This window comes from Burkholderia multivorans ATCC BAA-247 (genome assembly GCF_000959525.1).
Lineage (GTDB): Bacteria > Pseudomonadota > Gammaproteobacteria > Burkholderiales > Burkholderiaceae > Burkholderia > Burkholderia multivorans.
Map to the genome: position 1 here is coordinate 1,416,545 of NZ_CP009831.1, position 12,688 is coordinate 1,429,232.

Below are 12,688 nucleotides of genomic sequence, written 5' to 3' on the forward strand. Positions count from 1 at the left end.
AAAAACGCCCCGCTGCCGGTTCGGTGCCGACAGCGGGGCGTCGCGGACGATGCCGATTGTCAGGCGTCGAGACGCTGCTCGATCTTCTTCATCGTGTCGGTCAGTTCAGCCGGCAGCCGCAGCTTCAGCGTATCGAACAGCGCCGCGTGCAGCTTCAGCTCTTCGCGCCATTCTTCCGCGTTCATCGACGTGACCGCGTCGAACTGCTCGCGCGTGAAGTCGAGGCCGTCCCAGTGCAGATCGTCATACGCGGGCGACACGCCGAACGCATGCTCGCTGCCGCCGCCCTCGCCTTCGAGACGATCGAGCATCCACTTCAGCACGCGCATGTTCTCGCCGAATCCCGGCCATACGAAGCGGCCGTCCGCGTCCTTGCGGAACCAGTTCACGCAATAGATCTTCGGCAGCGTCGCGCCGGCGCGCTCCAGCTGCTTGCCGAGCTTCAGCCAGTGCGCGAAGTAGTCGCTCATGTTGTAGCCGCAGAACGGCAGCATCGCGAACGGGTCGCGCCGCACGACGCCCTGCTGGCCGGCGGCTGCAGCCGTCGTTTCGGAACCCATCGTCGCGGCCATGTACACGCCTTCGACCCAGTCGCGCGCTTCGGTCACGAGCGGCACCGTGGTCGAGCGGCGTCCGCCGAAGATGAATGCGTCGATCGGCACGCCGGCCGGGTTCTCCCAGTCGGCGTCGATCGACGGGCACTGCGCGGCCGGCGCGGTGAAGCGCGAGTTCGGATGCGCGGCCTTGCGGCCCGTTTCCTTGCCGATTTCCGGCGTCCACGTATTGCCTTGCCAGTCGGTCAGCTTCGCCGGCGGCGTGTCGGTCAGCCCTTCCCACCATACGTCGCCGTCTTCGGTCAGCGCGACGTTCGTGAAGATCACGTTTTCCTTCAGCGTCGCGAGCGCATTCGGATTCGTCTTCTCGCCGGTGCCGGGCGCGACGCCGAAATAGCCGGCCTCCGGGTTGATCGCGTAGAGCCGGCCGTCGGCGCCCGGCTTCAGCCACGCGATATCGTCGCCGATCGTCGTGACCTTCCAGCCGTCGAAGCCCTGCGGCGGAATCAGCATGGCGAAGTTCGTCTTGCCGCATGCGGACGGGAACGCGGCCGCGACGTGATACTTCTTGCCGGCCGGAGACGTCACGCCGAGGATCAGCATGTGTTCGGCGAGCCAGCCCTGATCGCGGCCCATCGTCGATGCGATCCGCAGCGCGAAGCATTTCTTGCCGAGCAGCGCATTGCCGCCGTAGCCGGAGCCGAAGCTCCAGATCTCGCGCGTCTCGGGGAAATGCACGATGTACTTGACCGGATTGCACGGCCACGACACGTCCTGCTGACCAGGCTCGAGCGGATGACCGACGCTGTGCACGCACGGCACGAATTCGCCGTCTTCGCCGAGCACGTCGTATACGTCGCGTCCCATGCGCGTCATGATCCGCATGTTCACCGCGACGTACGGACTGTCGGACAGCTCGACGCCGATATGCGCGATCGGCGAGCCGAGCGGGCCCATCGAGAACGGCACGACATACAGTGTGCGACCGCGCATCGAGCCGCGGAACAGCCCGTCGAGCGTTTCGCGCATTTCGTCGGGCGCGATCCAGTTGTTGGTCGGGCCGACGTCGTCGCGCGACGCGGCGCAGATGAACGTGCGGTCTTCGACGCGCGCGACGTCCGACGGATCGGACTGCGCGAGATACGAGTTCGGGCGCTTCGCCGGATTCAGGCGCTTGAGCGTGCCCTGATCGACCATCGCCTGACACAGCGCGTCGTATTCGGCCTGCGAGCCGTCGCACCAGACGACGCGTTCGGGCTCCGTCAGTTCGGCGATGCGCGCGACCCAGTCGATCAGTTTGCGGTGTTTGACGAAAGCGGGGGGAGCGATCAGCGGGCCGTGTGTCGCTTCGGCCAGATTGTTGTGCGACATGATGACGTCTCCAGATTTATTGGGCGGGGATCGGGGATGCGGGCGAGGCCCGCGAGATGCGGAATGCGTGCGGAGGGCAGGATGCGGCGACGCGCAGGTCGGAGCGCGCGGATTCAGCGCGTGTCGATGCCGCGAGGCGTGCGAGAGAAAGTGAAGTCTCTTGAGAGGGTGCGAACGCGAGTTTCGCCATGCATGCAACCTGCCGAACAACTCCATGACGGCCAGCATACCATCGCCGATTTGGCCCGCGCGTTGCGTTGCAACAAGAAACAAATCTGACGAACCGTCGGCACGCGCGTTGCGTACCGGTCGTTTTTACTGCTTCGCTGCGCACCGCACGTCGGACGAAACGGCCGGAACGTCCGCCGCACAAGGGTTTCGCGGACGCGGCAATTTCGGCCTGTCGCGCAGCGACGCGTGCGCGACATCGACGGGTGGCGCGTGTCCGTGTTTTCGCTACTCAGGCAAACCCTGAATTAGGTTGCGTACACAAACATCTCTCTCGCGCGTACCCGATCAAAGCGGCGCGACAGACAATCGGGAGTAACACGCATCTCTTCGACCGCGTCATCGCGTTGCCCGCGCGTAGCCGTCGACTTCGAGCGACATCGACGGGACGAATCGCTGCACACCGCGCGATATTTTGCATGCCGTGACAAAACGTCTATACTTGGACGAACTGTCAAACAGGGAAAATCGCGCGTATCGGTCGCCTGTGGCCGCGCGTTGCGACTCCCGTTTCATCCTGCCGGACCGACATGCACGATCGCCCTGCTTTGCACTCTCGGTGTAGCCTGCCGAACCGAAACGGCATCCGCTTTCACGCCGGCGCGCGCATCGCAATCTCGCCGCACGCATGCGGAGTGCGTCGATGAAGCCGAAAGCGCGAACGTCCGCCGTTGCGCAAGCGAAGCGCACGAGCCGCCGGCCCGCCGCATCGGCGGTGTCGTTGAAATCGGAGCAGGCCTCGCTGATCGAACAGGTGCAGCGCATCGCCGAAGGGCTCGGCCAGATGTTCGCGCCGTTCACCGAAGTCGTCGTGCATGATCTGCGCACGCCGAAGCAGGCGATCCTCGCGATTCACAACAATCTGTCGGGCCGCGCGGTCGGCGAGCCGGCTACCGAACTCGGGCTCGCGCGCATCGCGGACGACGATTTCCCGCCGGTGCTCGCAAACTACCCGAACCGCTTCGCGGACGGCCGCACGGCGAAGAGCACCTCGATCGGTATCAAGGACTCGAGCGGGCGCTACGTCGCCGCACTGTGCCTGAATGCGGACGTCACGCTGTTCCGCGGCTTTCAGCACATGCTCGCGCAGTTCTGCAGCACCGACGGCGACGCGGTGCCCGACACGCTCGACCCGGCGGGCGCCGATGCGATCCGTCAGCGGATCGACGCGTTCGCGACGCGGCTTGCCGCCACGCCACGCGAGCTGAAGACGGAGCAGCGCCGCGAACTGATGCAGACGTTGAAGGCGGACGGTTTGCTCGAGATCCGGCGCGCGATGGAGATCGTGTCGCAGCATCTCGGCGTGTCGCGCGCGACGGTGTACAACGATGCGAAATGATGCACGGGCGCGGCATGCCGCCGTGCCCGGCTGTTGACGGACTCTTTCACTCGAGCGACTCATGAACAAATTGCCCCTCCCCAGCTTCGACGACGTTGCCGCCGCGGCGGCGAGAATCGCCGGCCACGCGCACCGCACGCCCGTGATGACGTCGCGCACGGTCGACGACGCGCTCGGCGCGCAGGTGTTCTTCAAGTGCGAGAACCTGCAGCGCATGGGTGCTTTCAAGTTCCGCGGCGCATTCAACGCGCTGTCGCGCTTCGATGCGGAGCAGCGCCGTCGCGGCGTCGTTGCGTTTTCGTCGGGCAATCATGCGCAGGCGATCGCGCTGTCCGCGCGCATGCTCGGGATTCCGGCGACGATCGTGATGCCGCAGGATGCGCCGGCCGCGAAGATCGCCGCGACGCGCGGCTACGGCGGCATCGTCGTCACGTACGACCGCTACACCGAGGATCGCGAGCAGATCGGCCGTGAACTCGCGGAACGGGACGGGCTCACGCTGATTCCGCCGTACGATCATCCGGACGTGATCGCCGGTCAGGGCACCGCGGCCATCGAGCTGTTCGACGAAGTCGGCCCGCTCGACGCGGTATTCACGCCGCTCGGCGGCGGCGGTCTGCTGTCGGGCACCGCGCTCGCCACGCGCGCGCTGTCGCCTAACGCGCGGCTGTACGGCGTCGAACCCGAAGCCGGCAACGACGGTCAGCAATCGTTCCGCTCGGGCGCGATCGTCCACATCGACACGCCGCGCACGATCGCCGACGGCGCGCAGACGCAGCATCTCGGCAACATCACGTTTCCGATCATCCGCCGCGACGTCGACGACATCCTCACCGCGACCGACGACGAGCTCGTCGAATGCATGCGCCTGTTCGCGTCGCGTATGAAGATTGTCGTCGAGCCGACCGGTTGTCTGTCGTTCGCAGGCGCGCGACGCATGAAGGACGAGCTGAAGGGCAAGCGCGTCGGCATCGTGATCAGCGGCGGCAACGTCGATCTCGACGCGTTCAGCGCATTGCTCGCCAGCCGGCCGCAAGACTGAGCGAAGCGGCAACGCACCCTTCACGTCGCGTTAAGTTTCGCGACCTAGACTGACGAGGTGATCCCCGCAGTCCGTCGTGAAGGAGTTGCCATGAACACGCATGCGATCGTCGCCGCCGCATTGGCGGCCGCTTCCCTGTCGGCGTTCGCTCAACCGGCCGCCGTGCCGTCCGGTGCACCGCTCGCCGCACCGTGCGCCGCCGCGCCCTGCACGTCGCGCGCGTTGCCCGCGCCGCGCTTCGTCCTGGCGAAGATCGATCAGAACAATACGCCGCCCGATCGCGGCGGCGATCCGTCCGGCCGCTCGCACGGCGCGGCGCATCTGTAATGGCACAGACGGCGAACGCGAGTATCGGCCGTTCGCCCGCCCTGTTCGAGAAGCGATGCAGCCTGCGGCAAGCGAACCTGCATCATGCGTGCCCGACCCGCGTCGCGCGTTGCGCGTGCATACGCCCGCGTACCGACGCGCGCAGCACGACCATGCAGGAAAACGAGCGTGGCCGCACGCCACCGTGCAATCTACGCTGAGAGAACCGGCTCGTCCAACGGCGCGCATGTCGCGCAAAGGCGGCACCGATGCAACCCCATGATGCGGACACGCTGTTCGCCGGCTCGATCCCGGCGCTCTACGACACGCTCCTCGTGCCGCTGCTGTTCGAGCCGTACGCGATCGATCTCGCGAGGCGCGCCGCGATCATTGCGCCGACGCGCGTGCTCGAGCTCGCGGCCGGCACCGGCGCGCTGACGCGGGCGTTGTCCCGCGCGCTGCCGGACGGCACGACGCTCGTCGCAACCGACCTGAACCGGCCGATGCTCGATCGCGCGGCGGAAGTCGGCACGTGCTGGCCGGTCGTCTGGCAACAGGCCGACGCGCAGCGGCTGCCGTACGGCGACGCGAGCTTCGATCTCGTGATCTGCCAGTTCGGTGCGATGTTTTTCCCGGACAAGCCGCGCGCGTTCGCGGAAGCGCATCGCGTATTGAAACCGGGCGGCACGTTGCTGTTCAACGTGTGGGACCGGATCGCCGAAAACGAATTTGCCGACACCGTCACGCAGACGCTCGCGCGGCGCTACCCCGATCGTCCGCCCACGTTTCTCGCGCGCACGCCGCACGGCTACCACGATCGCGCGACGGTCGAAGCCGACGTGCGCGCGGGAGGCTTCTCGTCGCTGCTCTATTGCGACACGGTGCCGGCGCACAGCCGCGCAGCGACGCCCGGCGTGCCGGCGATCGCGTACTGCCACGGCACGCCGCTGCGCAACGAACTCGAGGCGATCGGTCCCGACACGCTGGCAGACGCGACCACCGCATGCACGGAGACGATTGCCGAGCGGTTCGGTGCGGGGCCGGTGGACGGCAAGATCCAGGCGCACGTGTTCGGCGCGAGCCGCTGACGGCCGGCGCAGCCGGCGCGCACTACAGGATCAACGACGCAAGGATGCTGCACCACACCGCGATCGCGCCGCCGAGAAACACGCGCCGCGCGACCGCGATCTGCGTTTCGTCGTCCGCGCGCTTCATCGGCGACGTCGCGAAAAACGGCACGCTCCCGAGGCAGGCGAAGCCGGACAGCGCAAGCGCGATCACGACGTAGTCGCCGAACTGCCACGGCGTTTGCTCGTGCAGCCCCCAGTAGCCGAGGAACAGCATGCCCATCGAAAACATCGTCGCGGCGGCCGAACTGAGCGCGGTCACGGATCCTGTCGGAAATTGCATGGGCATCCTCCTGCGCGCATCGCGCGCGCCGCGTCATTATCCGGGCGCGCAGCAGGGCAGCGCAACGGCGCTGCGCCTGTCGTCGAGTGCGTTCCGCGACGATTCGTCATACCAAACGGGTGGCACGGCGCGTCGCAAATGCGGACCCGATGCCAGCCGCGGCGCGTGGTTTTTTCGCGCCGGTGCGTGCATGAAAGATTGACGCGCGAAAGCCCTGCCCCTTACCCTTGCGCGCTGATGGTTCCCGCGAGACGGGATCAAATGGGAACGCAGTGACGGCGCACGCCGGAATCTGCGGCTGCCCCCGCAACTGTAAGCGGCGAGTCCGTGCCCTTCGCGCCACTGGGAAACCGGGAAGGCGGGCACCGGGCGGCGACCCGCGAGCCAGGAGACCAGCCATCGACCGAGGTCCAAGCAGCCGCAACGGGCGGGGTGTCCCGATGCGCAAGCGCCGCCGCCGGCGGTCGCCCGTTGCAAGGACGGCCCGACCTCAGGATCCGTCAGATGTCCACCGCTTCCGCATCCGTTTGCCCGCGCACGGCACGCACGCTGCCGTGCGCGCGCGTTCGCGCGCCTGCATGCAGCCGGTTCGGCGACACGAGCCGGCCTCGCCGGGCCACGCCACCGCCGCGCGACGGCGGCGCGCCCTGCGCCCACGTCGCCGCCACGCCCGCATCACGATAACGACTCACGCTTCATGAATCTCCGACATCTCCTTGCCACGACCACCGCCACCGCGTTCCTGTCGCCGCTCGCGCACGCCGCCGGCGACGGCGCGGCGCAGCAGCCGGCGCAGCCGTCGAACGACGCCGCGCTGCCGGCCATCACCGTTACCGACACGCGCCATCTGCCCGAATCGTTCGATCGCCGCTATGCGAGCACGCAGGTGCTCACGCGCGACGATCTCGACCGCCTGTCGCCGAGCGATCCGAGCATCACGCAGGCGCTCGCGACGCTGCCGGGCATCACGGTCTCGCAGAACGGCGGGCCGGGCTCCACCGCGTCGGTCAGCATCCGCGGCTCGTCGGCGAACCAGGTCGCGGTGTTCGTCGACGGCATCCGGATCGGCTCGCCGACCACCGGCATCGCGCCGTGGTCCGACCTGCCGACCGAGGCATTCGAACGCGTCGAGGTGATTTCCGGGCCGGCCGCCGCATCGTTCGGCGCGAACGCGATGGGCGGCGTCGTGCAGTTGTTCACGCGCCGAGCGTCGAACCAGCCGAACCGCACGACGGTGTCGTTCGGCGGCGGCTCGAACAAGACGTTCGACACGCAGCTGCGTACGTCCGGCACGGTGCCGTCGACCGGACCGCTGGCCGCGCTCGGCGGCCTCACCTACTCGCTCGGCCTGCACGATTACGCGACGGCCGGCATCGACGCGACGCGGCCGTTCGCATACGGTCACGAGGACGGCCGCAATCCGTACCATGCGCAGGACGTCGACGCGCGGCTCGGCTACGCGCGCGACAACTGGTCGGTCTCGACGTTCGCGCTCTATCACCGCTCCGATCTGTCGTACGACAATGCCGGCGGTGCGAACCGCGAGCTCGATCATCAGCTGACGACCGGCGTATCGCTCCACGTCGACATCACACCCGACACGCAGTTCGATCAGTCCTTCGGTTATGCGAACGATCGGCAGTTCTTCTATGCGGGCGATCGGACCATCGCGACCGACCGGATCGATTCGCAGCGAATCAGCACGTCGACGTCGCTGACGCATCAGACGCGCGGGCTCACGCTGCTCGGGCAGCCGCTGTCCGGCGAGACGAAGCTCGCGTACGACTTCACGCGCGAGCAGGCGTTCCTGCCGAATGACGTGGCGGGCGGCGTGCCGACGCGCAACGACTCCGCGTTCTCGCTGCATCAGTCGATCACGCTCGGCAAGGTCACGATGTTCATGGCGGGCCGTCACGAGATCATCGCCGGCCGCGCGGTCAACACCGGCAACGCGGCGCTCGCATGGGCGATCACGCCCGTCTACACCGCGCGCGTGTCGTACGGCAACGCGTTCCGGCTGCCAACCTTCAACGATCTGTACTACCCCGGCTACGGCAATCCGCGGCTCAGTCCGGAACGCAGCAATTCGGTCGAGGCGGCAGTCGACGCAAGCACGGCAATCGGTACGTTCACGGCCGCGCTCTACGACACGCGCGTTCACAACCTGATCGCATACGATCCCGTCACGTTCGGGCCGATCAATATCGGCCGCGCGCATATTCGCGGCATCGATCTGTCGTACAAGGGCACGCTCGGCCGCTCGACGCCCGTCAGCGTCGCGGTCGGCTTCCTGAATCCGCAGGACGTGACGAATCGGACATGGCTGAACCGCCGGCCGCGTCAGACCGTGAGCGTCAGCATCGATCACTCGTGGGACGAACTGCATCTGCATGCGCTGAGCACCGGCGCATCGCTGCTGTACGGCGGCACGACGTTCGACGATCCGGCCAACGCGACGTATCTGCCGTCGTATCTGAGCGTAAGCCTGCGTGCGTCGTACCGGATCAATTCGCATCTGACGGTGTCGGCGCTGCTGTCGAACCTGTTCGACCGGCAGTACATGACGGCGTACGGTTACAACACGGTCGGCCGCACCGCGTTCGGCAAGATCGCCTATACGTTCTGATCGGACCGGGCGCGCTTAGGGACGCTTCGCTGCGCGGCGTGGCTCGAGTCGGTCATCTCGTCGATTTTGATTTGCTGCATGCATCGATGTGCGGCTCGCAGGCGATCGCCGCGACCTCGGTCACGTATGCGAATGCGTCTACGCGCTCGCGCGTGACCGACAATCTCTGCAATTTCAGTTTCACGACTACACGCTGGCGGTGTTACGTAGCGTCGTGGCGCGCGCGGGCGGCCCCGCATCGCGTCGACGACGATCAGGCCATCGCCTCAACGCACATTCACGAGCGTCACGAGCGTCAGCGTGCCGTTCACGCGTTCCACGCGCACCTTCACATGGTCGCCGACATGAACGCCGCCGAGCATCGCGGGATCGGCCGCCTTGAACGCCATCGTCATCGGCGGCATTCCGACGTTGCGCAACGCGTCGTGCTTCAACGTGACCATCCCGCTGCCGGCATCGATCCGCGTGACTTCGGCATCCGTCAGCGCGGCGTCCTGCGCCGACATCGTCGGCTGGCCGCCCTTCATATCGGCCATGTCGTCGGCCGCGGCCGGCACCGGCACCGCGGCGCTGATCGCGATCGAGACCGCCGCAACGCATCCGCTCTTCATCGACTGTCTCCCCGCGCATCCGCACGATGCGCTCAAACCAGCAACGTCGCGATCGCCCATCCGATCAGCACGATCCCGAGCGCACGACCGAACCGTTCGCCGCGCGGCGCGACCTTCTCGACGACGACGATCAGCGACAGCGCGGCAATCCAGACGACGTTCATCGCGCCGCCGACGAACAGCAGCGCCATCAGCAGCCAGCAGCAGCCGACGCAATAGAGCCCGTGCCGCACGCCGAGCACGAAGCTGCCGGCGAGCCCCGGCCGCCAGTGCGCGGTCAGAAAGCCGACCGGGGAGCGGCACTGGCGCAGACACGCGCGCTTGAGCGGCGAGAACTGATAGAGGCCGGCGAGTGCGAGCACGAGCGCCGAGAGCACGGCGCTTTTCGACCACAGCATCATGCCGGAGATGAGGCCGGCCGGCTGCAGTCCCTGCTGAAGCCATGCGGCCAATACGGAGAACGCGAGCCACGCAACCAGATAGCCGGCCAGCAGACACGCGGACAAGCGCGCCGATGTCCGCGCATCCGCGCCGCGATGCCGCAGCACGCGCCGGTACAGCAGCACGAGCGGCGCCGCACCGGGCGTCATCATCGCGATCATCATCGTCCACCACATCAGGATCACGGTCGGCAGCGACGGCGCCATGCTGCCCGGATCGTCCGGCAGCCGATGCGGAAAGAGCGCGACCGTCGTCATTTCGAGCGCGGACATGCCGGTGCCCGCGCCCGTCCACACGTAAAACCAGCACAGCGCGGCCACCGCCGCCATCGCAAGCAGCGTGACGGCGCGCTCGCGTCCGAGCAGCGGGTCTGCCGGGATCATGCCGCGACGCGATGCCGGATCAATCCGTGGTTGTTCAGGTGCAGTCGCGCGAACTGCGCATAGGTTCCGTCGAGGGTCAGCGCGATGTTGCCTTGCGAGCGACCGGTGCCCGAGCCGACTTCCGCCAGCTCGTATTCGAAGCCGTGCGGCAGATCGATCCGCACGCGGTGCGCGGCGCCGGTGACCGGGTTGCGGATCGGTTCGCCCGTCAGGTCGAACACGCCCTCGACATGAACGCGGCCGCGCCGTTCGTCGACGTCCACGTCGAAGTCGATCGTCGTGAAGATCGGATCGTACGCATGCTCGAGCGTCGAGGCGAACACCGCGAACATCGTCGCAAAGGGATCGGTGTCCTGACCGGTCATGATTTTCAGCACCGCGTCGCGCTGCGCGGGATCGGCGCGCGCATCGACGATCGGCTGGCAGCGCCCGTGGCCTTCGTGAATCGGCCCCGGCCACTGAAACACGACCGCGATCTTCACGCCGTCGAGCACCACGTCGCCGTAGTGGCCGCTGTCGATCGAAATCGCACCCATCGCTTCGCAGCCGCCGTGCGTCGGCGGTGCGTTGAACTGACAAGGGCAACCGTATGAGCAATTGCAGTTGATCAATTCGGTTCCCTGAATTTCCCAAGGCGTCATGGCTCCACCTCGCGCGCGCGGTGACACGTGTCACGCTTCGAAATCTAGTGCACGGCACCGGGAAAGCAAGGGCGCATCGGCCGCGCTCGCATGCCGCGTCTGTCCGACGAAATCCTGTTGCCGGTACGCGAGCGCGACACGCGTCGCGTGCGACCTTGCGCAGCGCGCGCGATGCGCCGCGTCCGTGCCCTGCTCCTGACACGACGGTGTCAGGAGCACCGCGCTATGCTGAATCCATTCCAGTTCGCGGAGCGCTTCATCGTGCCGAACGACGGACATCCTTCTTCGCCCGCGCCGACGCGCGCCACGCATCCCGGCTTCACGCTACTGACCCTCTGTATCGCGGTGCTCGTCGCACAGATCGACACCGCCGTCGTGAATCTCGCGACGCGCGCGATCGGCGACTATTTCCACGCAGGTGTCGGCGCGCTGCAATGGGTCGTCGACAGCTACAACCTCACGTACGCGGTGCTGCTGCTGACCGGCGGATTGCTCGCCGATCTCTACGGGCGCCGCCGGATCTTCATCGCGGGCACCGCGCTGTTCACGGTCGCGTCGCTGCTCTGCGCATTCGCGCCGACGGTCGGCGTGCTGATCGGCGCGCGGGCGCTCGCCGGCGTCGGCGCGGCGCTGCTGCTGCCGGCCTCGCTCGCGATCGTACGCGTGGTATGGCGCGATCCGGTCGAACGCGGCCGCGCGCTTGGCATATGGGCTGCGTGCAACGGCGTCGCGATGGCGATCGGTCCGACCGTCGGCGGCGTCCTGATCCGGCACTTCGGCTGGCGCAGCATCTTCTTCGTCGTCGTGCCGCTCAGTGTCGCCGCGATGCTGTTCGCGATACCTGCCGTGCCCGAATCGTCGGACCGGCGCGGCCGGCACGTCGACGCAGGCGCGCAGGCCGCCGGTGCGCTCGCGCTCGGCGGGCTCGCCTATGCGGCCATCGTGCTTCGCGATACGCCGGCCATCGCCGCGATCGGCTTCGCCGTCGCGCTCGTCGCGTTTCGCGTCTTCGTCGCGATCGAGCGCCGGCACGGCGCGGCCGCGCTCGTGCCGCTCGATCTGTTCCGGCTGCGCGCGTTTCGCGGCGCGATCGCGGCGACGACCGGCATGACGTTCGGCATGTACGGCGTGCTGTTTCTGCTGCCGCTCACCTGGCAGAGCGTCGGGCGACTCGACGCGACGGGCGCGGGCCTCGCGCTGCTGCCGATGGCGCTCGTGTTCGTCGCAGTATCGCCGTGCTCGGGCCGGCTGTCCGAGCAGCTCGGACAGCGCGCGACGACGGCCGGCGGCGTAGCGGTGATTGCAGCGGGGCTCGGCGTGATCGGCGCATCGGCGGCGTCGCCGGCATTGATCGGCACCGAGATCGGCCTGGGCCTGACAGGACTCGGGATGGGGATTGCGACCGGGCCGTTGATGACGGTCGCGGTCGGCGCGGTCGATGCCGCGCGCTCGGGCACGGCCAGCGCGCTCGTCAATGTCGCGCGTATGGCGGGCGCAACGCTCGGCATCGCGGTGCTCGGCACGCTGTTCGCGGTGCTGCACGGCGGTCCGGCCGGGTTGCGCATCGCGATGTTCGCGGGCGCGGCGGTTCAGCTCGCCGGCGCAGCGGCAGCGGCCGTCGGCGTGCGGCGCGAGCGCAAGCTCGCGTGATGCGGGTCGCGCGGAATCGCGATCGAAACGGGGAAAAAACGGCGCGCTCCCGTCCCTTTGCGGTCACGGTGCGCGCAGACCGACGC

The 12,688-nt window shown here is 67.7% G+C and carries 12 protein-coding genes, 1 pseudogene and 1 riboswitch; of the genes and pseudogenes, 8 read left to right on the forward strand and 5 right to left on the reverse strand.

Annotated features, from left to right (window positions below):
• Window positions 1–59 precede the first annotated feature (59 nt).
• On the reverse strand, window positions 60–1,925 hold the full coding sequence (locus tag NP80_RS08535; protein ID WP_006410216.1) for a phosphoenolpyruvate carboxykinase (GTP): 1,866 nt from the start codon (window positions 1,923–1,925) through the stop codon (window positions 60–62).
• 871 nt (window positions 1,926–2,796) lie between these two features.
• On the opposite strand from NP80_RS08535, the gene NP80_RS08540 reads away from it, so the two are divergent.
• The 4 genes from NP80_RS08540 (at window position 2,797) to NP80_RS08555 (ending at window position 5,928) form a co-directional block, all read left to right on the forward strand.
• Entirely contained in the window at window positions 2,797–3,492 is a 696-nt protein-coding gene (locus NP80_RS08540) for a helix-turn-helix transcriptional regulator (protein WP_006410215.1), read from the forward strand.
• Between the two features lie 61 nt (window positions 3,493–3,553).
• Window positions 3,554–4,534 (forward strand): threo-3-hydroxy-L-aspartate ammonia-lyase, encoded by a 981-nt coding sequence (locus tag NP80_RS08545; RefSeq protein WP_006410211.1) that lies wholly within the window; start codon window positions 3,554–3,556, stop codon window positions 4,532–4,534.
• A 90-nt stretch (window positions 4,535–4,624) separates the two neighbouring features.
• Window positions 4,625–4,861 (forward strand): hypothetical protein, encoded by a 237-nt coding sequence (locus tag NP80_RS08550; protein ID WP_006403480.1) that lies wholly within the window; start codon window positions 4,625–4,627, stop codon window positions 4,859–4,861.
• Window positions 4,862–5,109: 248 nt separating this feature from the next.
• Complete coding sequence (locus NP80_RS08555; protein WP_006410213.1) at window positions 5,110–5,928, forward strand: class I SAM-dependent methyltransferase; 819 nt, start codon at window positions 5,110–5,112, stop codon at window positions 5,926–5,928.
• A 22-nt stretch (window positions 5,929–5,950) separates the two neighbouring features.
• On the opposite strand, the gene NP80_RS08560 is transcribed toward NP80_RS08555, so the two are convergent.
• Window positions 5,951–6,250, reverse strand: a complete 300-nt coding sequence (locus tag NP80_RS08560) for a hypothetical protein (RefSeq protein ID WP_006396988.1) — start codon at window positions 6,248–6,250, stop codon at window positions 5,951–5,953.
• Between NP80_RS08560 and NP80_RS08565 the strand changes: the two genes are divergently transcribed.
• The 3 genes and pseudogenes from NP80_RS08565 to NP80_RS30720 all read left to right on the forward strand — a co-directional run.
• Window positions 6,183–6,452: a hypothetical protein gene (locus NP80_RS08565; protein ID WP_006403476.1), complete on the forward strand. Its 270-nt coding sequence runs from the start codon at window positions 6,183–6,185 to the stop codon at window positions 6,450–6,452. The genes NP80_RS08560 and NP80_RS08565 overlap by 68 nt on opposite strands.
• A 19-nt stretch (window positions 6,453–6,471) precedes the next feature.
• A riboswitch (cobalamin riboswitch) is annotated at window positions 6,472–6,665 on the forward strand.
• 282 nt (window positions 6,666–6,947) lie between these two features.
• Entirely contained in the window at window positions 6,948–8,876 is a 1,929-nt protein-coding gene (locus NP80_RS08575) for a TonB-dependent receptor domain-containing protein (protein ID WP_006409086.1), read from the forward strand.
• A 50-nt stretch (window positions 8,877–8,926) separates the two neighbouring features.
• Window positions 8,927–9,067: pseudogene (locus tag NP80_RS30720) on the forward strand (3-hydroxybutyrate oligomer hydrolase family protein); the annotation flags it as partial.
• Between the two features lie 75 nt (window positions 9,068–9,142).
• On the opposite strand, the gene NP80_RS08580 reads toward NP80_RS30720, so the two are convergent.
• The 3 genes from NP80_RS08580 to NP80_RS08590 are packed head-to-tail and all read right to left on the reverse strand — an operon-like array spanning window position 9,143 to window position 10,952.
• Window positions 9,143–9,487, reverse strand: a complete 345-nt coding sequence (locus NP80_RS08580; protein ID WP_006409085.1) for a copper-binding protein — start codon at window positions 9,485–9,487, stop codon at window positions 9,143–9,145.
• A gap of 32 nt (window positions 9,488–9,519) precedes the next feature.
• The gene (locus NP80_RS08585; protein ID WP_006403471.1) at window positions 9,520–10,311 is read right to left on the reverse strand and encodes a DUF2182 domain-containing protein; all 792 of its coding nucleotides are present in this window, start codon (window positions 10,309–10,311) and stop codon (window positions 9,520–9,522) included.
• On the reverse strand, window positions 10,308–10,952 hold the full coding sequence (locus NP80_RS08590; RefSeq protein ID WP_006408462.1) for a DUF1326 domain-containing protein: 645 nt from the start codon (window positions 10,950–10,952) through the stop codon (window positions 10,308–10,310). The genes NP80_RS08585 and NP80_RS08590 overlap by 4 nt, the downstream gene beginning before the upstream one ends.
• 225 nt (window positions 10,953–11,177) lie before the next feature.
• On the opposite strand from NP80_RS08590, the gene NP80_RS08595 reads away from it, so the two are divergent.
• A complete protein-coding gene (locus NP80_RS08595) occupies window positions 11,178–12,602 on the forward strand; it encodes an MFS transporter (RefSeq protein WP_006409087.1) in 1,425 nt (474 codons plus the stop codon).
• The last annotated feature ends 86 nt before the right edge of the window (window positions 12,603–12,688 follow it).